At 45.5% G+C, this 22,915-nt stretch carries 21 protein-coding genes; 6 read left to right on the forward strand and 15 right to left on the reverse strand.

What is annotated here, in order from left to right:
* Positions 1–12 precede the first annotated feature (12 nt).
* Entirely contained in the window at positions 13–744 is a 732-nt protein-coding gene (gene recO / locus K1Y79_RS15920; protein WP_220251159.1) for a DNA repair protein RecO, read from the forward strand.
* Here the strand turns inward: recO and K1Y79_RS15925 are convergent, their stop codons facing one another.
* From K1Y79_RS15925 to rsfS, 5 genes are all read right to left on the reverse strand, one after another.
* A complete protein-coding gene (locus tag K1Y79_RS15925) occupies positions 745–1,536 on the reverse strand; it encodes a UDP-2,3-diacylglucosamine diphosphatase (RefSeq protein WP_220251160.1) in 792 nt (263 codons plus the stop codon).
* Positions 1,537–1,656: 120 nt separating this feature from the next.
* Positions 1,657–2,100: a hypothetical protein gene (locus K1Y79_RS15930; RefSeq protein ID WP_220251161.1), complete on the reverse strand. Its 444-nt coding sequence runs from the start codon at positions 2,098–2,100 to the stop codon at positions 1,657–1,659.
* A gap of 85 nt (positions 2,101–2,185) precedes the next feature.
* A complete protein-coding gene (locus K1Y79_RS15935) occupies positions 2,186–2,821 on the reverse strand; it encodes a LutC/YkgG family protein (protein ID WP_220251162.1) in 636 nt (211 codons plus the stop codon).
* Between the two features lie 6 nt (positions 2,822–2,827).
* Positions 2,828–4,849, reverse strand: a complete 2,022-nt coding sequence (gene ftsH, locus K1Y79_RS15940) for an ATP-dependent zinc metalloprotease FtsH (RefSeq protein WP_220251163.1) — start codon at positions 4,847–4,849, stop codon at positions 2,828–2,830.
* A gap of 45 nt (positions 4,850–4,894) precedes the next feature.
* On the reverse strand, positions 4,895–5,254 hold the full coding sequence (gene rsfS, locus K1Y79_RS15945; RefSeq protein WP_236059661.1) for a ribosome silencing factor: 360 nt from the start codon (positions 5,252–5,254) through the stop codon (positions 4,895–4,897).
* Between the two features lie 305 nt (positions 5,255–5,559).
* Between rsfS and K1Y79_RS15950 the strand changes: the two genes are divergently transcribed.
* On the forward strand, positions 5,560–6,288 hold the full coding sequence (locus K1Y79_RS15950) for a biotin--[acetyl-CoA-carboxylase] ligase (protein ID WP_236059662.1): 729 nt from the start codon (positions 5,560–5,562) through the stop codon (positions 6,286–6,288).
* Here K1Y79_RS15950 and K1Y79_RS15955 read toward each other — a convergent pair whose 3' ends face one another.
* Positions 6,289–7,821 (reverse strand): ArnT family glycosyltransferase, encoded by a 1,533-nt coding sequence (locus K1Y79_RS15955; protein WP_220251166.1) that lies wholly within the window; start codon positions 7,819–7,821, stop codon positions 6,289–6,291. It abuts the gene before it with no gap.
* A gap of 363 nt (positions 7,822–8,184) precedes the next feature.
* Here K1Y79_RS15955 and K1Y79_RS15960 point away from each other — a divergent pair, with 363 nt between their 5' ends.
* A complete protein-coding gene (locus K1Y79_RS15960) occupies positions 8,185–9,129 on the forward strand; it encodes a helix-turn-helix domain-containing protein (protein ID WP_220251167.1) in 945 nt (314 codons plus the stop codon).
* A gap of 792 nt (positions 9,130–9,921) precedes the next feature.
* On the opposite strand, the gene K1Y79_RS15965 is transcribed toward K1Y79_RS15960, so the two are convergent.
* The 4 genes from K1Y79_RS15965 to K1Y79_RS15980 form a co-directional block, all read right to left on the reverse strand.
* Positions 9,922–10,254 (reverse strand): translation initiation factor, encoded by a 333-nt coding sequence (locus tag K1Y79_RS15965; RefSeq protein WP_220251168.1) that lies wholly within the window; start codon positions 10,252–10,254, stop codon positions 9,922–9,924.
* Positions 10,255–10,264: 10 nt separating this feature from the next.
* A complete protein-coding gene (locus K1Y79_RS15970) occupies positions 10,265–11,149 on the reverse strand; it encodes a diacylglycerol/lipid kinase family protein (RefSeq protein WP_220251169.1) in 885 nt (294 codons plus the stop codon).
* Between the two features lie 11 nt (positions 11,150–11,160).
* Positions 11,161–12,006, reverse strand: coding sequence for a carboxylating nicotinate-nucleotide diphosphorylase (nadC, locus tag K1Y79_RS15975; RefSeq protein ID WP_220251170.1), 846 nt, complete (start codon positions 12,004–12,006; stop codon positions 11,161–11,163).
* Between the two features lie 124 nt (positions 12,007–12,130).
* Entirely contained in the window at positions 12,131–12,550 is a 420-nt protein-coding gene (locus tag K1Y79_RS15980) for a DUF4783 domain-containing protein (RefSeq protein WP_220251171.1), read from the reverse strand.
* Positions 12,551–12,833: 283 nt separating this feature from the next.
* On the opposite strand from K1Y79_RS15980, the gene gpmI reads away from it, so the two are divergent.
* The 3 genes from gpmI to uvrC all read left to right on the forward strand — a co-directional run bounded on the left by gpmI (position 12,834) and on the right by uvrC (position 17,028).
* Entirely contained in the window at positions 12,834–14,357 is a 1,524-nt protein-coding gene (gene gpmI, locus K1Y79_RS15985; RefSeq protein ID WP_220251172.1) for a 2,3-bisphosphoglycerate-independent phosphoglycerate mutase, read from the forward strand.
* A gap of 234 nt (positions 14,358–14,591) precedes the next feature.
* Positions 14,592–15,164 carry a hypothetical protein gene (locus tag K1Y79_RS15990; RefSeq protein WP_220251173.1) on the forward strand — a complete coding sequence of 191 codons (573 nt, stop codon included), beginning with the start codon at positions 14,592–14,594 and terminating at the stop codon, positions 15,162–15,164.
* Positions 15,165–15,180: 16 nt separating this feature from the next.
* Positions 15,181–17,028 (forward strand): excinuclease ABC subunit UvrC, encoded by a 1,848-nt coding sequence (gene uvrC / locus K1Y79_RS15995; RefSeq protein ID WP_220251174.1) that lies wholly within the window; start codon positions 15,181–15,183, stop codon positions 17,026–17,028.
* A gap of 12 nt (positions 17,029–17,040) precedes the next feature.
* Here the strand turns inward: uvrC and K1Y79_RS16000 are convergent, their stop codons facing one another.
* The 5 genes from K1Y79_RS16000 to porK form a co-directional block, all read right to left on the reverse strand.
* Positions 17,041–17,616 carry a DinB family protein gene (locus tag K1Y79_RS16000; RefSeq protein WP_220251175.1) on the reverse strand — a complete coding sequence of 192 codons (576 nt, stop codon included), beginning with the start codon at positions 17,614–17,616 and terminating at the stop codon, positions 17,041–17,043.
* A 175-nt stretch (positions 17,617–17,791) separates the two neighbouring features.
* On the reverse strand, positions 17,792–18,838 hold the full coding sequence (gene porN, locus K1Y79_RS16005; protein ID WP_220251176.1) for a type IX secretion system ring subunit PorN/GldN: 1,047 nt from the start codon (positions 18,836–18,838) through the stop codon (positions 17,792–17,794).
* A gap of 12 nt (positions 18,839–18,850) precedes the next feature.
* Positions 18,851–20,371, reverse strand: a complete 1,521-nt coding sequence (gene porM / locus K1Y79_RS16010; protein WP_220251177.1) for a type IX secretion system motor protein PorM/GldM — start codon at positions 20,369–20,371, stop codon at positions 18,851–18,853.
* 59 nt (positions 20,372–20,430) lie between these two features.
* On the reverse strand, positions 20,431–21,183 hold the full coding sequence (gene porL, locus K1Y79_RS16015) for a type IX secretion system motor protein PorL/GldL (RefSeq protein WP_220251178.1): 753 nt from the start codon (positions 21,181–21,183) through the stop codon (positions 20,431–20,433).
* A gap of 229 nt (positions 21,184–21,412) precedes the next feature.
* Complete coding sequence (gene porK, locus K1Y79_RS16020; protein WP_220251179.1) at positions 21,413–22,693, reverse strand: T9SS ring complex lipoprotein PorK/GldK; 1,281 nt, start codon at positions 22,691–22,693, stop codon at positions 21,413–21,415.
* Positions 22,694–22,915 lie beyond the last annotated feature (222 nt).

Genomic DNA, 22,915 nt, shown 5'->3' on the forward strand with positions numbered 1-22,915 from the left:
CTGCTGTAGTTTATGTTACATAAAACCCGAGGGATAGTACTAAAAACGGTCAAATACGGCGATACCAGCGCCGTAGTCAATATATTAACTGAACTCTTCGGCGTACAGGCCTATATGGTGAATGGGGTTCGCTCTTCCAAACCGAAGGCAAAAGGCAACCTTTTCCAGCCCGGCAATATACTTGACCTGGTGGTGTATCACTATGAACAGAAGAGTATACAACGTATCTCTGAGTTCAAGCTCGGGTACATCTATACCTCCCTGCATTTCAATATTGTGAAGAATACTGTAGCGCTCTATATGATAGAGCTGTTGCAGAAAAGCCTGCGTGAACCGGAGCAACAACACAATCTGTATTATTTTTCCGAACAGGCATTGCAGGCGCTGGATGCGGCCCCCCTGATAGTGGCTGCTAATATCCCTCTGTACTTTACCCTTAAGCTGGCAGAACACCTGGGTTTCCGCCTCAATGGCCGTTACTCAGAATATGCCCACTACCTTGACCTGCAGGAAGGGTCATTTACCGATCTGCCACCCCACCATACGCATTACCTTGATGCTGCCAATAGTGAAATCACCGACCGGCTGTTCCAGTGCAAAAGCTGGGAGGAATTAGGTGAGATCAATATGAATAAAGATAAGCGCAGGAAGCTGCTGTACGCATATCTGGATTTCTTCAGATTGCATATGCCCGATTTCCAGGAGCTAAATTCTCCACCTATCCTGCACGAAATACTGGATTAGTTATTTACCGTCGTAAACAAGTGTTGTTTTAGTACCGTCATATACGGCATAAGTGAAGTAGTGCAGCCAATCTCCCAGGTTAATATACCGGCTGTCAGGGCCAACCTGGAGGTCTAAAGGAAGATGCCGGTGTCCATATATAAAATAGTCGAAATGCGCCTGCTGCAATATTTCTTTACTATATATTGCCAGCCATTCATTCTCTTCGCCTAAGAATTTTTCCAGTTCCCCGCCGGTAGCTGCACGGCTTTTACGGCTGAAATAGTTGGCTAGTCCGATGCCCCAGGATGGATGAATCAGGGAGAACAGCCAACGGCAAACAGGGTTCCGGAATACCTTTTTCAACATCTTATATCCATGATCGCCTGGTCCGAGCCCATCTCCGTGACCGATATAGAATCTTTTTCCCCCTATTTCATAGGTCTTGGGCTCATAATGCACAGGGATATCCAGTTCATCCTCAAAATACCCGTCCATCCACATGTCATGGTTCCCGATAAAGGCAGTTATGCCAATGCCCCTGTCCCGCAACTCTGCCAGTTTGCCAAGCAGGCGGGTATAACCTTTTGGAATAACCTCCCGGTATTCAAACCAGAAGTCGAAAATATCACCTACCAGGAAGATGTGTCCAGCATCCTGTGCACAGGCATCCAGCCATTTCACAATACGTTTCTCTCTTTCCCGGCTTGCAGCAGGATTAGGAGTGCCCAGGTGAAAGTCTGATGCGAAATATACACGTTTGCCTTCCGGAAGAGGAATGGAATAGTCCACTGTGGACAGTCCATGCGTCATAGATAATGATATTTTCGGGCCTGTGCCTTACAGACAACAGACCGCTGATGAAGAAGCGGTTTGCACCGCGAAGTAATAGATAAGTCTTTAACAAAACAACCCTGCGGGAAAAGAGTCGCGTTACTTTTGTATACCGGCCTCTGTATAAGCGGCCTCTATATCGGTCAGGTCTGCCTTTACAGGGTCAGAGAACCCATTGTACAAAAAGATTTCCCAGGCATATTTGTGATGGTTCAGACTGATATAAAGCACCTCTCCGTTAGGCCGTACAAATTGCAGCTGTGTGGCGTTGGTTGAGATAATTTTAACACCCTTACCTGCCAGAAAGGTACTGTCTTCTTTCAGGATGTTATTGTTAATAGCCAGGAGGGAAGGAAAGTTCTTTTCCCCAAGTTCCGATTTCAGATAGCGCAGCTTATCACCAGCCGGCCGGAATATAATAGCAGCAGGCTCTTTTACTATCAAGGTATTGATGGTATCGACAGCAGCCTTACCCTGGTCTGAAGATTGTGCACATGACGTCAGCAGCACAGCGGAAAACAATAAAAGGAATAACCTGGTCATAGCGGGCCCGTATAACATGATCATTTAAAAGAACAGCGCATGATGGGATCACGCGCTGTTCAAATATGCTTTAGTATTTACAAATCTATTCGTCCAACAGGAACACATATACCTCTCGCGGGCCATGTATTCCGACTACCAATGTCTTTTCGATATCGGCCGTACGACTGGGACCGGATGCAAAGGAGATAGAAGATGGCAGGTCGCCATGATACTTTTCCTTCAGCCGGGCAATTGCATCTTTCAGATCGAATACCAGCTGATGCGTGTATGCGATGACAATATGCACCGGAGTATAAACCGGTAATGCCCTTCCGGAGGGTTGAGCCGCACTCAGCACCATAGTACCGGTACGTGCTACCAGCATCTCGCAATCTGTAATTGCAGCATCTGCGGTATGCATGTCTCCTCTGTTCATAAAAGGAAACTGCTTCAACTGGAACTCCGTCATCAGGGAAGGAGTCTGGCAATGTACATCAGTCCACTCTTTGGATTGAATCAAAGCCGCCAGGTTATCCAGCAGTTCAGTTTTACTGGTGCAGAATATGAACTTCCCCTGTAACCGGGCAAATTCTTCTGCAAACTTCATTTCCAGTCCGTCGTGCTCCTTTACAAAAACGGAACTGTTGCCCTCCGAATTAGGGAAGGGCAACTGTACCGATTGACTTAATGCATTTCGTACTCTTTTGAGAATATTTTCCTTGGCAGGAGATATCTTCATATCAGCTTACGCATTAGCAGGTGTAGGCGAAGGATTGATGATATCGGTAGGATGTACGCCATCAGTGGTCATACCTTCCTTGTTAGCGATATGCTCGCGGTGAACATCCCATGGACGTTTACCGATCAGCCTTTCCAGATCTGCCTGGTATAATACTTCTTTCTTTAATAATTCTTCTGCCAACACTTTCACATTGTCCAATCTCTCTGTCAGCAGGTTTTTGGTACGCTGATAAGCCTTTTCGATCAGCAGACGAACTTCTTCGTCGATCATTTTGGCCGTTTCTTCAGAGTAAGGTTTGGTGAATGACTGATCACTGTTAGGATCGTAGAATGATACATTACCGACCTTATCATTCATACCGTATACCGTTACCATTGCATATGCCATACGGGTGATAACCTGCAGGTCATTTTGTGCGCCGGTAGATACTTTACCAAACACGATGTCTTCTACCGCACGGCCGCCGAGGGTCATACAGATATCGTCCAGCAGCTGTTCAGTATTATAGAGGTACTGTTCTTTTGGCAGATACTGCGCATAGCCTAAAGCTGCCACTCCACGGGGAACAATGGTTACTTTCACCAGCGGATTAGCGTGCTCAAGGTACCAGCCACAAATAGCGTGGCCAGCCTCGTGGTATGCGATCACTTCTTTCTCTTCAGGAGAAATGATCTTATTTTTCTTTTCCAGACCACCAATTACTCTATCCACTGCATCATTGAAATCTTCCATCTCTACCTGCGTCTTCCCTTTACGGGCAGCGATCAGAGCCGCTTCGTTACATACGTTAGCGATGTCGGCACCGGCAAAGCCAGGTGTCATAGATGCCAGTTTCTTGATATCAAGGTTTGGAGAAGTTTTAATTGGCTTCAGATGAACATCGAAGATATGCTCACGACCATTCAGGTCTGGCTTATCGATAGAAATCTGACGGTCAAAACGTCCCGGACGCAGCAGCGCACTGTCCAACACATCCGGACGGTTAGTTGCTGCAAGGATAATGATACCGCTATCAGTGCCGAAACCATCCATTTCTACCAGTAACTGGTTCAGGGTGTTTTCACGCTCGTCATTGCTCATCATTACGTTTTTACCTCTTGCACGGCCAATAGCGTCGATCTCATCGATGAAGATGATACAAGGCGCTTTCTCACGAGCCTGTTTGAACAGGTCACGCACACGGCTTGCACCCACACCAACGAACAGTTCAACGAAATCAGAACCGGACATGGAGAAGAATGGTACTTGTGCTTCGCCTGCCATTGCTTTCGCCAGCAGGGTTTTACCAGTACCCGGAGGGCCTACCAGTAGGGCTCCTTTAGGAATCTTACCTCCTAATGAGGTATATTTTTTCGGATTCTTCAGGAAATCAACGATTTCCATCACTTCCACTTTCGCTTCGTCCAAACCAGCTACATCACTGAAAGTAATGTTTACGCGGGTACCTTTGTCAAAGAGGGTTGCTTTAGATTTACCGATGTTGAAGATGCCTCCGGGACCACCACTACCACCGGCAGGGCCACCCATTTTACGCATCAGCAATACCCACAGTCCAATCAGCAGCACCAATGGCAGGAGTAACTGAATAAATGGTTCAAACCAGCTCTGCCTGTCCTCATAGGTCACTTTCACCTGGTCTTCAAGAGGAATATTAGCCTGCGCCTTGTCAAGGTCGGCTTTAAAACTCTCTTCACTACCAATTGTGAAACGGAAATGAGGGCCATTATTCTGAGCGCCCAGACGGTTCTTGGATACTTTATCGAATTTAGACTCATTCAGCCTGTCCTTCTTAATGTAAACCTCTACCGATTTCTTATTCACCACAACCAGCCTGTCTACATCACCTGGTTTCAGGTAATTGAGCTGGAACTCCTGGAAACTTAGCTCTTTGGGCCCGGCGCCGAAGTTAGCAAAGTTCATTGCCAGCAAGGCTACCCCGATAAACGCATACACCCAGTATATGTTGAACTTTGGTCCTTTCTTTGGCGATTTGTCTCCCTTGTTGAAGTTGTTGCCTCTTTCCATAATCTTACGATCCTTTTTAAGGATGTCGGTAATAGTTAAAAGTTATTAGTTAGTTTCATTATGCTCCATTCGTCCTGCATCACTCCACATGTCCTCCAGGCTATAGAACTGCCTGGTTTCAGGTTGGAATACATGCACCACAACATTCACATAATCCACCAGTATCCATTGTTGCGCGGTAAATCCCTCGTGCTTATAAGGCTCTTCGCCGATATGTTTCGACACCTGGTCTTCCACGAAATCAGCTATAGCCCTAACCTGTGTAGTGGAGTTAGCTTCACATATAACAAAGAAATCAGCCACAGCTTCAGGAATCTGGCGCAGATCCAGAGAAACAATATTTTCTCCCTTTTTCTCCTGGATGGCCTTGATGATGGTGGAAAAAATCTCGCTTTCTCTACTCAAGCGCGTCAACGCTTTCTTTCTCGTACTCAGAACGGTTAAGGGTGCCAATAAAATCTCTTTTGGTTAAAAATAAACTTTAATTGTCAAAATTACTAAAGAAGGAGCAAATAAACGCCGGAATATGATATTGTTACAAACTGTAATAATCCATGATGTACAGGACTTTAAAGCCTAGAAATCATACACTTGTCTAATACCCTTGCTCTGTTGCCGGCCACTGCCCGATTGTTAAGAAAATGGTAAAATGAGTTACTTTGCTTTTTCAAAATAAATCACCAAAGAATTTTTAAGTGATCGGACAGCCTTTGTACATTTTAGATACAGTAGACAGCACCAATAACTATGCCATGGAGCAGGTAAATATAGGCCATGTGACACATGGTACAGCCTGGTTTGCAATGGATCAAACTGCCGGAAAAGGGCAACGTGGTAAACAATGGTTATCGCCTCCAGGAGAAAATATTATCCTTACCATCGCCCTGCAACCCGGCATGCTGCCCCTTTCCAGACAATTCATGCTCAGTGCAGCCATTGCCCTGAGCACTGCTGACTGGTTTAGTCGCTATGCCGGTGATGAAACTGCTATCAAGTGGAGTAATGATCTTTACTGGCGTGACAGAAAGGCAGGTGGCATACTCATCGAAAATGTACTTCGTGGCAATACATGGCAATATGCCATCATCGGCATAGGCGTCAACCTCAACCAAACCACCTTCTCCCCTCATCTGCCTAATCCGGTATCTCTAAAACAAATAACCGGCAAAACCTGGGATCCTATTGAACTTACCCGCTCATTGTTCACTTGTATCGAAGAACGGTTAAAACAGCTGCATCCCGCCCAGTATGATGCTCTTATGGACGATTACAAGCGCAAGCTCTTCCGCTTTGGACAACCGGCCACTTACCGGATAAATGGTGAATACTTTGAGGGCATTATACAGGATGTACTACCTGACGGCAAATTATGCCTCGAAAAGGATGGAGAGATCTTACAACTGAATTTCGGAGAAGTAGAGTTTGTTCTGGTCAAATAACTACTTCCAGGCCCGGAACGCTTGCTGCTTTTCCAGTTGCCACTGCCTCAACTTATCAGCAAAAACCGGCGAAATACCTGTCAGCAGATAAACACCGGTACGGTATTCCCGCGCCAGCACATCCGTAACCTGACCGGTTTTGATATGCCCGGACGCATATTGCCGGACATATTCCTGCAGTTCATCGCCTACAACGATGACATAACGCAGACTGTCAGTAGCCGGAAACCAGTTCATATAATCCGCATTGAAGGTAACCGCCGGAGTTACCTCCTTCTTTGCATAGAAGTTAATGGCGCCAGCCTGGCCGTAGTTCTCACAAAGAATCAATAAATGCCTCCGCTCATCTAAGGGCGCCTGCCGGAAAGTATTGGCTACAAGTCCTGCCAGTTCCCGCCATCCACGCATGTCAGCAAAATCCTGTGGCAGATCGTGCAATTGGCCGTCTTCCCACCGACATAACAATTCCCGCATGCCTGGCTTAATCATGCTATGCAATTGCTCAGGAGGTAACACAGGAAAAACAAAACGGTATAACATCACCATAGGCAAAGCTATCAGTACAAGCCATACCGGACGGGTATACCTGAGCCAGCCATTGGAAAAGAGCCGTTCCCAATATACGCTTCCATATGCCAGCATCACCGGGTAGAGACCCAGGGCATAATAGCCTTTTGCCTTCAGGTAAATGAACAGGGCCATGACCAGCAAGAAGCTCCATCCAAAAAACCTGTAAGCACAGAAAGGCTTATACCAGAACAAGCTAATCAGGCCGGTGACCCAGATACATGTTCCGAACATAAAGAACAGCAGCTGCTCTACCACAAAGCCCATTCTGTCTACATTGACCAGCTGAGTATCTGCCAGCTCTTTCATATGATGTAGTACCGGCATGCCCTGCCGGAGCTGCCAGATAATATTGGGGGCTGCGACAATCAGAGCAATCATAATGCCCACATACAGGTACTTCTCCGCAAATATCCTCCATTGCCTGGCCAGCAGTAAGGCGGGCACAACTCCGGCAATCACGAACAATACATTATACTTATTAAGAAATGCCAGTCCGGCCACCAGCCCCAGCCAAAGGAGTAATGGTGACTTGCGGTTGTTAACGTATGCAATCAGCAGATATAACAGCAGTGTCCAGGCTAATATATCGGCGCTGTTAGGCTGGTAAAGAATATTGACCCTGGACACTGCCGAAAAGAGAAATGCTGTAGCAGCCACAGTCTGTGCATACCATCCGCCTTTCAATAAGGAAATAGTTTTCCAGATAAGCAGCATTGTCAGCGTGCCAAACAGGGCAGGGAAGAAGCGTACCCAAAATACCCCTCCGCCAAGCACATGAATCACAAAAGAAACAAAAGCGGTAAACGGCGGTACAGACAAATAACCTGCAGCAAGATGATTGCCCTGGTCCAAGTGCAGGTATTCATCGCGATGAAGATCGTAAGCGTCGTTAACAATAAAGAGGTGAAGTAGTAGCTTGGCAGCAACAAATAAGAGTAAGAGTATTTTAGAGCGATGGCCCATTAGAATAAATCCTGGGTTTAGAAAGGGCTACATGTCATCATTACTACAGCTCATAGGTAAGGAAGTGATAACATGTAGCCCGATATAAATATCTTGTCATACTGCAACAGATAGTCGGTTCAAATAGGCAGTTCATCAAAAAGACCAGTTGATGAAAACAAGATTTTGGTTGATAAAGGTTGATCCGAAGTTGTGAAATATTTGTTAATTTATCAAAAGAAAATTTGCAACAATGATACAAAGGAGAAATCTTTATCATGTCCGGTGACCATCCACCCGGCTATTCCCCCGTACATCCCGTCGGGCTCCGGCACTAATTTATTCGGGTACCAGAGAGAATTTGCTTTTAACTAACTTTACGATATGTCCTCCGTAAATAGTAAGAATCGTAGAACAGTGCATCGCAAAGAGCTGCAACTTAGCGACGACTTTTCGAGTGTAAGCCTTGACAAGGAATGCTTACCGCAGGTGCCGGCAAAGAGTAATTTCACCATTCACTCACGTTCGACCAATCCCTGCCGGGAATACATTTCCGCCAGCAGACGAGACTATTACAAAATAACATTGATGACAAAGGGCGGCGGTATCATGACACTGGGCCAGCGCAGTTATGTGATCAAAGCACCGGCTATTGTGTTTATCAATCAGCTGGAGCCGAAAACCTGGCAACCGGAAGGGGAGCAGGATGGTTATTACTGCCGGTTTACGGAAAATCTGTTTGAGATGCACCGGCATTCCCGGGAAGAATTGTTGCACCACCCGCTTTTCCAAACAGGTGCTAATCCGGTATTAAGCCTGACAGAGCAGCAACGCGATTATATGCTGCAGCTCTTTGGACACCTGCTCAAGGAAAATAAGGATTGTAACCCTTATCGCCAGGAAGCCATACTGATCTACCTGCAGTTATTACTGTTAGAAGCAAAGAGGATTGGTGCTCCGGAGGTCATACCGCATCGGTCTCTTACGACAGCCCAGCTGCTGGCAGAGCGGTTTACTGATACCCTGGAGAAGCAATTTCCTATTACATCAGAACTGGAGCAGATTCAGCTTAAAACTGCCGGCGATTTCGCACAGGTATTAAATGTTCATCCCAATCACCTCAATGCCACGGTCAAGCGCGTAACAGGCCGTACTACCAGCGAGCATATCCGCCAGCGCATGCTGCTGGAAGCCCGTCTGCTTCTGCTGCATACAGACTGGCCCATTGCCGCTATCGCCCACAGCCTCGGATTCGAGGAACCAGCTAATTTCTCTCACTTCTTCAAAAGTCAGACGGGTCATACACCGCATACTTTCAGAATGCTCTGATGCTATAACACATCAGGCAATAGCAGTCATTTACGCAGCGCTCCTACATCTGCTTCCAGGAAGCAGTAAAAGGAACTAATTACGATCATGGGAATGATGCACGTTTGATATTTATACAAAACCAGGAGGCAAAGAATTAAACCAGGCATTAAGCCTCATACGCGGATCTGAAAATTATATAGTACAGATATGGTGGCAAACGGCGGAGACGAAGAAGGAATGAATAAGCGACGGACTTGAATACTACTAGCGACGAACAAGCGACGAACAAGGGACGAACAAGGGACGAACAAGAGGTGGACTTGAATACTATTAGCGGTGACCTGACCGCACAAAAGTATTAGACTACGATAATTATCTCCACATGCGATGAACTATCTTATTTAACCTCCTAATTATCCGCAAAATAAGTATGCTCACTGCGAACAGCAGTAAGTATTCTTCAATCTGATAATTACCACCTGCATTATCAGTAGTAACATTCCGTCAAATCCACCCAACGGTTTTATCCACACACCATAGCCTAATACGCCAAATCAAGCCTCATAACAAGGAACGTCAAAGAAGTGCAGTCAGCGAGGCTATACTGGCGTTGCCGGCAGAAAACTAACATCCCGCTTGGGTAAAAAGATATTCACCGGATGTACGATCAATGGATTTTGCTATTAAGAAGATTAACCGAGCCTTCTCAGTGAGAGTATTCCGCAGTAACGTAGAGCCGCCCTGACAGGCAGGGAACAAACACCAGCAATAAAAAAAGGCCGTCCAATAAATGAACAGCCTTTAAAAAATTTACTTGGCTTTATACCCCCAATCCTGCAACCATTTCAACACTTTATCTTTATAGTCGCCCTGTATAAGGATCTGACCGTCTTTCGCACTTCCGCCCGTGCCACATTTGGTCTTCAATTCCTTTCCGAGTTTCTCCAGGTCTTCGTCTTTCCCTACGAAGCCATTGACTAATGTCACGACTTTCCCTGCGCGTTGTTTTGTATCCAGTTTTACACGCAACTGTTGCTGTGCCGGCGCAAGCGTTTCTACCTGTTCCGGTTCATCATTCTCCGGCCTGAAATCAGGATTGGTTGAATAGACTATCCCACCTGTATTAAGCTTCTTCTTTGACATAACAATTAGTTTAAGATCGGTTAACTATTACCTGCAGCGCACCGGGGTGTACGCGGAATGCTACTTTACCGTTTTCTTTCAACGGCACAGCATCGCCATCCACCTGCAGATGCGCCAGCTCATTACTTGTAACAACGATAGTTTCCCCTGTATAGTGTTGCATATAACGGGTCTTGTCAATATTTCCCATGAGTGAATGATAACCTACCGGTATCAATCCATAGAGTTTGATGGGAGGTACGACACATAGGTCTAGTTTCCCGTCAAATACATTGGCTCCGGGTGCGAGTTTAAATTCGTAGCCAAACTGGTTGCCGTTTGCGACGGTCAGCAGAAAAGCGCGTTGCTGCAAGGTCTTTCCGTCAACACTGATCTGATAGGAGGGGCCTTTATAGCTGCTGAAGCTCTGGAATACGAGTTTAGCATACCCCCATAGACCACGTTTTGTTTTATGCCTGAACTGATCAGCGACAAGTGCGTCAAAGCCGACGCCGGCGTTACTGAGAAACAGGTGTTCGTTGGCATATCCTACATCGATGGCTTTACGTTTACCGTCTGCAATAACTTCCAGTGCGCGTGCAACCTTGAGGGGTATTTTTAATGCTCTGGCGAGGCCGTTACCGCTACCTAGCGGGATAATGGCTAGTGCAGTGGTGGTACCAACCAGGCCCTGGGCTATTTCATTGATGGAACCATCACCACCTACAGCGACTACTGTATCTGTTCCATTTGCAACCGCAGCTCTGGCCAGGTCAGTGCCGTGACCGAGATATTCCAGGTGAGTTATTTCGACTGAGAAGGCTTTCGGCGTTAAATATTTCCTGATAATGCCTTCCAGGCGTTTCTCCCTGTCAGTACCGGCTTTGCGGTTTATGATGAATAAAATCTTTCTCAACGTTAGGGATATTATATTGCTTTTAAACTAAGATCAAGGCTGACTGCGTGATGGATGACAGCACCAGCTGACACATAATCAACGCCTGTCTTTGCATAGGCTTCGAGTGTATTGAGGTTGATGCCTCCTGAGGCTTCAGTTTCATAGCGGCCGTTGATCAGGGCCAGGGCTTCTGTGATCTGAGCGGGAGAGAAGTTATCCAGCATGATACGATGGATCTGGCCTACTGACAGCACTTCTTTTACATCTTCCAGGTTGCGTGTTTCCACCTCTATTTTCAGGGGTAGATTGTGCTGTTGGAGGTAAGCAACTGTTTTAGTAACAGCCGCTGTGATGCCACCTGCAAAATCAATATGATTATCTTTCAGCATTACCATGTCATACAGGCCCATACGGTGATTCACACCGCCACCGATACGTACAGCTTCTTTTTCCAGTAAGCGGAAGTTAGGCGTTGTTTTACGGGTATCCAGCAGCTGGGTATGATATCCTTTCAGTACATCTACATAACTGCGTGTGAGGGTGGCAATACCGCTCATTCGCTGCATACAGTTCAGCACAAGGCGTTCTCCCATCAGCAGGGTATGTGTGGATGCCTCGACTTCAAAAGCTATTTCGCCGGCTTTCATGGTATCGCCATCCTTTTTGAATGGCTTAAAAATGGAATCTTTATCCAGGATCCGGAAAATAACGGCTGCTACTTCCATCCCTGCTAATATGCCATCTTCTTTTATTTTCAGCCTTGCGCCGCCTCTGGCGTCAGCCGGTATACATGCCAAGGTAGAGTGGTCTCCATCCCCAATATCTTCAGCCAGTGCGCTGCGAATAAGCTCTGTTAATGCTGGTTCCTGTAACATACTATCGGTTTGAAAGAACGAAAGTAAGCCAAATTAAGAAAGGAGCTGAGTTGTTATACTGCTGGAATGTAAAAAAGTCCGGACGGAGCCGGACTTTTCAATATCAATCTTAACAATTCTATACTTATTTGCTTTCAAAGCGCAGTTCATTCAGTACCATGGATCCGCCTTTCATCTGGAGAAAGAAGGATGTCCGGAAAGTACCACCTGAAGTACCAACATTAGCGATACCTACGCGGGAGCCGCCTTTGCTTTCTACCTGGTGTATTAATTCAAATGATTTAACCTGATTTTTTCCGAAGAAATCTTTGAGAATGATTTCTGCCTGTGCTTTGCTGTAAGAGTTAGATTTACCAGCCATGCTGATTTCTACAGTGTTATCAAGGTAGCGGGATAGAGCGCTTGCGTCGCCTTGTTTAATCGCAGACACTACGTCTTCAAAAGGGCCTGCTGCAGTAGATTTCAAGTTAGCGGCTGACAAGGTAAATGCAGTGATAATGACGCCAAACAACACAACTCCAAGCACATACATTAACTTTTTCATCGTCAGTATTTTATTAAGTAGTAAAGTTTTCATCATTAGGTTGAAAAGGGCTAAAACTATGCCAATTTGCAGGATGCCTTTTAAAATACAATCATCGTTGTATTGTACAATGATTAATTAATGCGAAGATATTAATATATATTTTTAGAATAAAACCAAAGTATAGCAAACTTCAGGGCCACCTGTATGAATTTTGAAGGCATTTCAATAAGTTTGATGCCGTTTCGAGGATGCTTCATAACTTTAGCCTCCTTAACTGAACAAGAAAAATACAACCGGAAATATGGAAAAGAAAAGAGCCATTCTCGTTATTATGGATGGATGGGGGCAAGGACAGGTTCCTGCCGCAGATGCTATCGCGCATTCAAATACGCCATTTGTAAGCAGCCTGTATACAAAGTACCCGCATAGTACATTGATTACCTGCGGAGAGGATGTTGGCCTGCCTGAAGGACAGATGGGAAACTCCGAAGTAGGACACCTTAACCTCGGAGCCGGACGTGTTGTATACCAGGAATTACAGCGTATCAATGTTGCTATCCGTACCGGTGAATTAGCCGGCAACCAGGTGCTTCAGGATACGTTTAACTACGCCAAGAATAACGATAAAGCACTTCACCTGATCGGTCTTGTAAGTGATGGTGGCGTACACTCGCACATCAATCACCTCAAAGCACTGACCCAGATTGCGAAAGATAGAGGACTGACCAAAGTATATATCCACGCCTTCACCGACGGCCGTGATACAGATCCTAAGGGTGGTCTTGAATACATGGAAGACCTGGTAGCTCACCTGAAGACAACTGTAGGTCAGGTAGCCAGCATCACAGGCCGCTACTATGCGATGGACCGCGATAAGCGCTGGGAACGCGTGAAACTGGCATATGACGCACTGGTACATGGTACCGGTACGCCTACGCAGGATGTGGTGAATGCAATCAGAACTTCCTACGCAGAAGGTGTAACAGATGAATTTATCAAGCCAATCATCACTACAGATGCGCAGCTGAATCCGATTGCTACCATCCAGCCAGGCGATGCAGTACTCTGCTTCAACTTCCGTACTGACCGTTGCCGTGAAATTACGCAGGTACTTACCCAGCAGCCATTCCCTGACTTTGGTATGCAACCGTTACCGCTGCATTATACTACCATGACCGAGTATGACAAAACCTATAAAGGAGTGCATGTTATATTCGATAATGATAATCTGCAGAATACTATCGGCGAAGTGCTGGAAGCCAATAACCGCAGCCAGATACGTATTGCAGAAACAGAGAAGTATCCGCACGTATCCTTCTTCTTCTCTGGCGGACGAGAAAGAGAGTTTCAGGGAGAACGCCGTCTGATAGTAGCTTCTCCGAAAGTTGCTACTTATGACATGAAACCTGAGATGAGCGCTTATGAAGTAACAGATACTATCGTTCCGGAGATAGAAGGTAAAACTGCTGATTTTATTTGCCTCAACTTCGCTAATGCTGATATGGTAGGCCATACCGGTATATGGCCAGCTGCTATCAAAGCAGTTGAAACCGTTGATGCCTGTGTGGAAAGAGTAGTAACCGCAGCACTGAAGAACGATTATACAGTATTCCTTACGGCAGACCACGGTAATGCTGATTACATGATCAATAGCGATGGTACTCCGAATACGGCTCATACGACTAACCTGGTACCTTATTTCATCATCAGCAATGATTTTAAAGGTGAGGTGAAACCAGGCAAACTCGGTGACGTAGCACCTACCATCCTTACCCTGATGGATCTTCCGATTCCGGTTGAAATGACTGGTAACATACTGGTATAAGTATTATAAACGTAGATATACAAAGCTGTCCCGTCTAAGATGGGACAGCTTTTTTTTTATATTATTTCTATCCTGTAACTATTCGTCGAGATGATACGTTTTACGTTTTTTAGTGCTCTCGACAGATTTGCTCATGCATCAGATGCGCCGTCTTTACGGCGCATTAACTTTTTTATATCATTTGCAGTCAGACAGATGCGCGGTGCATTAAAGCATCTTCCCTACATTTGCACCATGGATCATCGTTTTTCATGGATACTGGTGATTGTTGCCGTTTGCCTGGCATCCTGCAGCAATACTAACGGAGAACAGCAAGACAAAACATTGGCTTACAGGGATCTTAAAGGATACTTTCAGGAAGAACTGCATACTATGTCCGGCATTAAACCCGCCCTGCAGAAGACTATCGTTATGAACGGACAACGGGATAGCCTGACCATTACATCCCCCGACTCTGTCCAGCTAAGACACCTGCTTGCACCGTTTCTCGACGTAGACCTGAATAAACCGTCCCTTAGAGGCGCGTACGATACCATATTGCTGGCTGACCAGTTCTCCGGTAAACATTCCCTCATGTACAAAGCCAGAAACCCGGCTACCGTACCACAGGAAGTGATTATGGATATTGATAACCAGCAGCATATCACCAATGTGCAGATGAATAAGCATGTAGAAAACCTGGTATACGAATACCAGCAAAACCTGGTGTATCAGCAAAACAAACATATCCGCATCGTGACCTGGCAGAAGATCGCCTTCCTGCCTGCACGGGAACTGGATGTGAAAGTGCTGCTCAGACACCCCTAACAGATTTTCTCAGAACATGACAGCAGCGGAGTTTCAACAGATATCACATACCATACCCCTTCAGCCCGGTATTTATAAGTATTACAGCGAGGCAGGTGAACTGCTTTATGTAGGAAAAGCTAAAAGCCTGCGTAAAAGGGTCAGTTCTTATTTTGTTAAATACCACGATAACTACAAGACCCGTAAACTTGTAGAGACCATCCATCATATTGAATTTACCATCGTAGGCTCCGAACAGGATGCTTTCCTGCTGGAAAACTCACTTATTAAACAGTTCCAGCCTAAATTCAATATCAATCTGAAGGATGACAAAACATACCCTTACCTCGTGATTAAACATGAGGCGTTTCCCCGTGTGTTCCTCACCCGCAATGTCATCAAAGACGGCTCGGAATACCTGGGTCCGTTCACATCTGTAGGCCGCGTACGCGAACTGCTTGAAGTGGTACGGTACAATATACCCCTACGTACCTGTAATCTTAACCTTTCCCCGCAGAACGTGGCTAAAGGCAAGTATAAAGTTTGTCTGGAATATCATCTAGGCAACTGCAAGGGGCCGTGTGAAGGACTCCAGACAGAAGAAGACTACCGCGAAGGATTGCAGCAGGTGAAAAACATCATGAAAGGCAATCTTAGTCCGGTGTTACAGATGTTCCGCACACAGATGCAGGAACACGCGATGAACATGGAGTTTGAAAAAGCGGAGATCATCAGGAAGAAGATAGAGAGTTTGCAGGCCTATCAGTCCAAATCAACGATTGTCAATACGAGAGTCGGTAATGTGGACGTATTCTCGATTATCAGCGAGGGTAATTATGCCTATGTTAACTATCTGCGCGTACTCAATGGCACTATTGCAGATACCAAAACAGTTACCTTAGAAAAGAAGCTGGAAGAGGATGATACAGAGGTGCTGACGTATGCAGTAGGCTATCTGCGCGATGCATTTCAGAGCCTTGCCCGGGAAATCATCGTACCTATTGAGATCGAGTATCCGGAAGAGCATATCACTATATCAGTACCTAAAGGCGGAGATAAAAAGAAGCTGCTGGAACTATCAGAGAAGAACGTCAATTACTTCAAGGAAGAGCTTTACCGGAAGAAAATTCTGCACCTGGAAGGCAAAAGCGATATGGAAAAGAAGAAAGTGCTATATCAGCTGCAGGCCGATCTGGAGCTACAGGAGCTTCCGTTGCATATCGAGTGTTTCGATAACTCCAATTTCCAGGGCGCCTACCCAGTATCGGCTTGTGTGGTATTCAAAGACGGTGTAGCTTCTAAAAAAGATTATCGTCACTTCAATATTAAAACCGTTCAGGGTATTAATGACTTTGCCTCAATGAAGGAGGTAGTATATCGTCGTTACAGTCGCTTGCTGGCGGAAGAGCAACCTTTGCCCCAGCTGGTAATCATAGATGGTGGTAAAGGACAGTTGGGTTCAGCCATGGAAAGCATCCGCGAGCTGGACCTGATAGGTAGTATGACCGTAGTGGGCCTCGCTAAAAATGAGGAGGAAATTTTCTTTCCAGGGGATAAAGACAGTATCAAGCTGCCTTATGACAGCGAGAGCCTGAAACTTATCAGAAGAGTACGTGACGAGGTACACAGATTCGGTATCACCTTTCACCGGCAGAAGCGCAGTAAAGGTACTTTTAAGAACGAATTAGAAGGTATCAAGGGTATTGGCGAGAATACAGCTACCCAGCTACTGAAAACCTTCCGTTCAGTCGCTAAAATCAAATTGTTATCAGAGCAAGACCTGATAAATGAAATTGGTGTAGCAAAAGCCCGGCTGGTATATAACTATTTCCATCCTGCTACAGGAGAGGCAGGTACCGCCAGTACGCCCGGCAGCGAAAGCTGATATTAGGGACGCTTAACCTTTAGCTCTTAAGGCCTGTGCAATATGGCGCTGTTCATGTGCAATCACGAACCGGAAGGTGTCCCCCAGTGAAAATCTCAGCCACGCACCCAGCGTAGTTGAAATCTTTATCTTTTGCAGATTTACCAGTTTGGCCCTGTCAAGCAATGCTTTGGTTTGCTGTTGCCATTCCAGGAACTCCTGTACGGTATGCTTTGCGTTCAGATCTGCCATGGGGCGGTAAGCCTTTGGTGCCTGCATTTTCATACCGGGAAGTCCGTCAGCCTTCGGCTTCATCATATTTGTGAAATAGTTGCCCAGCCAGCCGCTCTTGAAGGTGGCAGATGGAGTAGGGGGCAGACTACCCGATAATTTGCCTTGTATAGCTTTCTCCATAGCCGGCACGTAGAACCTGGAGTAAGCATTCAGGTGATCCAGGCATTGGGCTACGCTCCATTTTCCTGGAGAGGGCTGCAGTAAAAGAAACTGTTCCGGTACGCCAACGAAGTTATTGTTGACAGTCTGTACCAGGTCGTCCACCTGGCGTTGCAGTGAGTTAAGTAGTTCGGGGGTATCAAATGTCAGGGACATAATCGTGGAGATTAGTATGCTACAAAGCTAGAATAAGGTGTTGAGGGAACAAATGAGATTAGTCATGTAATGAGTGTCAGGTAGTACTTTTTCACGCAAGACAAGACTATATTATATAAACAAAAAGGGAGTCTTTTTACAGACTCCCTTTTCAGTTCTTTTATCTGCGAGCAGATTAATACTGCCACATATCCTGTTCTTTATTAAAGATTTTATCCTTGATCGCCTGACCTTCCAGGAGACGCATGGTGCCATCTTTAATGTACTCTTTAATCTCGCGGTTGTAAGTATTGTTTTCCTTGATAATGAAGCTGGAGAAGAAACGCATTTCAAAAAGGTCTTCCCAACTCATGGTAGCCGCATCGTTATTCTGGTTGTAAACATCAAATTTAGCCAGGATAGGACGCAGATCAGGATAATATACCCAGAACAGCGGGATAGCTGCGCGGAATGAACCGTCTTCGTTCATACGGGACACCATTGGAGCGATACCCAGGATACGAACTTTCAGAGCAGATGCTTCTTTATCGAACACCCAGATTTCTTTGATCTTGTACTGAACTACAGTACGAGGGTCAAATTCGTCACGGGTAGTTACCATTTTCTCCTCACCGGTTACCGGGTCAATGCTACGCACTGTCTTTTCTTCGCCACTCAGTTTGTTCTGAATTTCGGAGTAAGGAATAATGGTAGTGAACCTGTCATCGATAGGGCTGAAAGCTTCCACTTCTCCGGCTTTTACCGCGTTAAGCAGAATGTTTATGAACAGCTGGTTAGTACCGGATTCATCCTCAACATTGTATTGGAAAGGAAGGTTCATCTTTTCACGCGTGTCGATTACCTGCCATATCTTCTTTTCCCAGAACTCATCATCTGAGCGGATATGGTCATATGGAATAGGCACACGGTCTTTGATAAAGTTCTTTTCAGAAATGCCATCCGTACGCAGGGATTTGCGTGGAGTATCTACAACAGGTACTCCGACACCGTCCTGACGAAGAGATGCTGGTTCAGCAGCTTGAGTCGGTGCAGGTGCTGTTACACTGTTACCGGTAGCGGGATTGACAACAGAACCATCGGCTGGCGTATTCTGCTCAGCTGGAGTTGACTCCGTACGACGTGTCGTACGGCGGCGTCCTCCGCCCTGGGCGTTTGCCTCTGCTGCCACGAATACCAGCAGGAGTGCACACAAACCAATTCTGTTAAGGATGACTGCTCGCATAGAAAAATAATATTAGTTAATCTTGAAATTGACGTTACTCATATCTCTTACCCTTCCATCCGGACCTTTTACGCGGATGTTATCGAAGTATACGATATCGCCAGCTCTCAGGGAGCGGATAACCGGCATCACACTGTTAGGGAAGTAAGCAGAGTTAGCTTCGCCTTCTGCATAGTCCTTACCTTTTGCATCGATACCGATACGATAGCTAACAACTTCGTATTTAACACCCTCGAACAGGAAGTCTTCCAGGTCAGCACGCAGACCGCCCTGTACTTTGAACTCAGCAGCCTTCATGAAAGGGCCTTTGCTCATACCTACCTTCAGCACTGGATCAGGGATGTATTTGATACGGAATTCTTTACCAGCCATGCTCTTACCGTTAGCAACTACGCCAATGGTAGCAGTACCTGGTTTTGTAACTGTTACTGAGAATTTACCTGCACCAGTTTTGGTAATAGAACCATTGTTGATGGATGCAGATACCTGCTCAGCAGGAACACCAGCAGCAGAAATTGAAATTGGGTTCTGCAGACCGATGTACAGTACGTTCATTTTATCAGCAGAGATAGATGTGGTAGAAGCACCTACAGTATAAGCTTCACTGAAAGGGAATGCTTCAACTTCACCATTTGGTCTTCTGAGTGTTACAGTACCTGTTAAGGTTTTCTCTCCAAGACCGCTGACATTCATTTTATAACTACCTAAACCGTCAGTTGCAGTAACTGTAGCACCGTTTACAACGATTTCAGGATTTACAGTGCTGCTATAAGCACCAACTGCTACCTGGGCTACCAGTTCCTGACCTTCCATCAGGTTTTTAGAGTTCAGTGATACGAATGGTTTAATTCTGTCGAATTTAAATTCATTCGCTCCGATTTGACTAAACAGGTAATCTACCAGTCTAGCTTCAGAGTTTTTTACGTCATTCTGGAATTTACTCAGAATGGTTACAGCTGCGATAGTCGGAACCATGTTGAAGTGGTAAGAAGTCCAGGTCGCGTTTTTAGGACCGTGGCTACCACCATGTGATTTACCGATTTCTATGCGAAGTGGAAGACTCTGTTCAAATTCTGCTTTCACTTTCGGATCAACGAATCCGATCAGTTTACTGCGTAATTCGTTAAGTTTCTGTTCCAGTTCAGGACCTTTTTTATAGTTCTCCATTACACGTGTAGGAGCATCCTGGTCGCTTTTACCTTTTATTTCGCCGTGCTCGTCCAGACCACCAGATTCTCTGATGATGGTAGCTTTCAGGGTATCCAGGTAAACATACATCTCAGCAGACAGTGCCTTTACTTTTTCAGCTTTTTCTTTGAAAGGAGCAGCCTTTGCAGGATCTCCGGTCTTGTCAAACTGACTATAAGTAAGCGTATTCTTAGCTGTGATGGAAGTATTCGAAGTTTCTATTGAATCGTTAACTATATTAAATGCGTTCAATATCTCAGCAGAGACGTTCAATGCCAGCATGGCCGTCAAGACCAGGTACATGATATTGACCATCTTCTGCCTGGGATCTTTAGGTAGTGCCATAGTTTGTTCTCAGGTTTGAATGATTGTCTGTTGTTAAATCAAAAACTATAAGCGTTACCTTATCTCGCATTCTGCATAGCGCTGAGCATATTGCCATAAACATTGTTCAGGCTAGTCAGGTTATGTGCCAGTTTAGAGATCTGATCCTGTGTTTTGCGCGCATCGTCTACGCTGCTGGTCATTGCCTGAGAAACATTCAGCAGATTGCTATAGAAGTTATTCATAGCTTTCAGGTGATTGTTAGTATCCTGCAGTTCCAGTTCATAGATAGCATTCAGGGAAGCCAGGTTTTTGGTCATACCCTGCATCTGCTCGTGGAAGCTTCTTGTAGATTCAGAAGCACTGTTGAAAGAAGATACAGCTGAAGCAGCAGTGGTATAAGCGTGAGCTACGTTACCAATAGCGCTGGCAGCTTCTCTTGTTTTTTGTGTGTAATCGCCTGTAGCGGCAACTACATCACTGATATCCCGCATCTTATCTACTGTGGAACCTAATTTCTGGAAGTTTTCGCTCAGACGCTGTAAGCTTACCGGAGTAATATCAGCTTCTTCAAGCATTTTATCCAGACCAGCCAGTGCAGGACTGCCACCAGCAACAACTGCTACCTGAGCAGGAGCTGCATCGTGACCACCACTATCTGGTACGAATGCATAAACGAAGAAGATCAGCGCTTCAGTAGTCAAACCAACGATCAGGGCGATATCCGCACCTGGCCAGTGTTGAATTTTAAAGAGCGCTCCGATAATTACTACAGACGCCGCGACACAAACAAAGAAATTAAGCCATTTCGATGTAGTAGGATTCATAGCCATAGGTCAAAATTTACTGGTTAAAGTGTTAAAGGTTAAATTGTTATGGAATAGTTGTTGCTCAACGATGATTTGCGGTTTCCCATTGTACGTCATACGGTCTCTCATATCAACATGTTTTAGTTTGATTTTCACACACATGCCCGTCCCAAAGGCACACAGGATCTTTCCTGCCTCTTCGATACTGCCTGTTCTCATGCTCATCTATCCGTAATGGCTATTACTATAATTGTTACCTGTGACCAAAATCGTTTTTAGAACGGCTCAGGAATGCAATCGTACATCTGAATCCAATGTAAGATTTAGCACTATCCTGATACTCGTAAGAACGTGTACCTGTCTGGAGGAAGTATCCGATATCTTTCCAGGAACCGCCTCTTACAGCTTTACGTTTCATTTTCGGAACTGCATTATCTGGAACATCCATACGCAGATATGGGTTCATATCAGACGTGAAGGAATATGCATTCTCATAATAAATGTCCTGTGTCCATTCTGCAACGTTACCGGACATGTTATACAAACCATAATCGTTCGGCCAGTAAGCATCTGCTCTTACAGTGTAGAAACCACCATCTTCTGGATAGTTACCACGGCCTGGTTTAAAGTTAGCCAGCAAACAACCTTTCTTGTTACGGATGTAGTATCCACCCCAAGGGTATGGCGTTTGTTCTCTACCACCTCTTGCAGCATACTCCCATTGTGCTTCGGAAGGCAGCTGGAATTTATCCTCAGTAAATAATTTCTTAGAAATACGATAGTCCTCCCAGAACTTACTACGCCATTCAGCGAATGCGTTAGCCTGATGCCAGGTTACGCCAACAACAGGATAGTTGTCAAACGCAGGGTGCCAGAAGTACATCCTCGTCATTGGCTCATTGTAAGCGTAAGAGAAGTCACGGATCCAGCACAGTGTGTCAGGATAGATCGCAACATCCTTCTTTACAATGAACTTAGAACGGGATACATTAGCGTTCTCACGCTTCTTAGCCTGTTCCCAGTTGAAAGTCTCCGCATGATATACCAGCTTACGTACGTCGAACTCTCTGCGACCATAAAGACGGTCTTCAGGAGCATACATCATACCGTCCAGCTGATCAATAGTAGACTTATCACGGTAATTGATTTTCTTCTTCCAGTCGATGTAATCCTCGCCGCCGTCATTTTTCACATAACCCATCATCACGTGCGCGATAGAGTCAGTCACCCACTGTACGAACTGCCTGTATTCGTTGTTGGTAATCTCCGTAGCATCCATGTAGAAGCCGGAAATTGAAATAGACTTGTTACGTGCTGTATAAGCATAGTTCAAGTCCTCATCGCTCGGACCCATGTGAAAGGTTCCTGATGGTACATATACCATTCCATAGGGTACAGGCGGGAAATACTTAGGTCTAGGACTTACGCCGATCAGCTGTCCTTGCGCGTTTTTGGGGGTCTTACTACCACCGCAGCTGGCGAGCAGGCTTACCAGCAATACTGCTAACAGACCACTAGAAAAATTAAGCTTCATAAGGGTAGCTTTCATTGAAAATCATTTATTTCGTAGGCGACGCAGTGCAAATTGGCCAAAATGCTACTGAGGATGTCGCTAAGTTCTGAAACATGGCCTTGGATCATGCCGGTCTCTCCGGACAGATCGTTTACCAACGAGCCCCTCACACTTAATGACCCTAAAGTTGTTAAGGGCAACTTCAGAAATTTCGCGGTTGTTATACTTGTTGGTTTCACTTTT

Origin of the sequence: Chitinophaga rhizophila (genome assembly GCF_019492185.1) — a bacterium.
GTDB lineage: Bacteria > Bacteroidota > Bacteroidia > Chitinophagales > Chitinophagaceae > Chitinophaga > Chitinophaga rhizophila.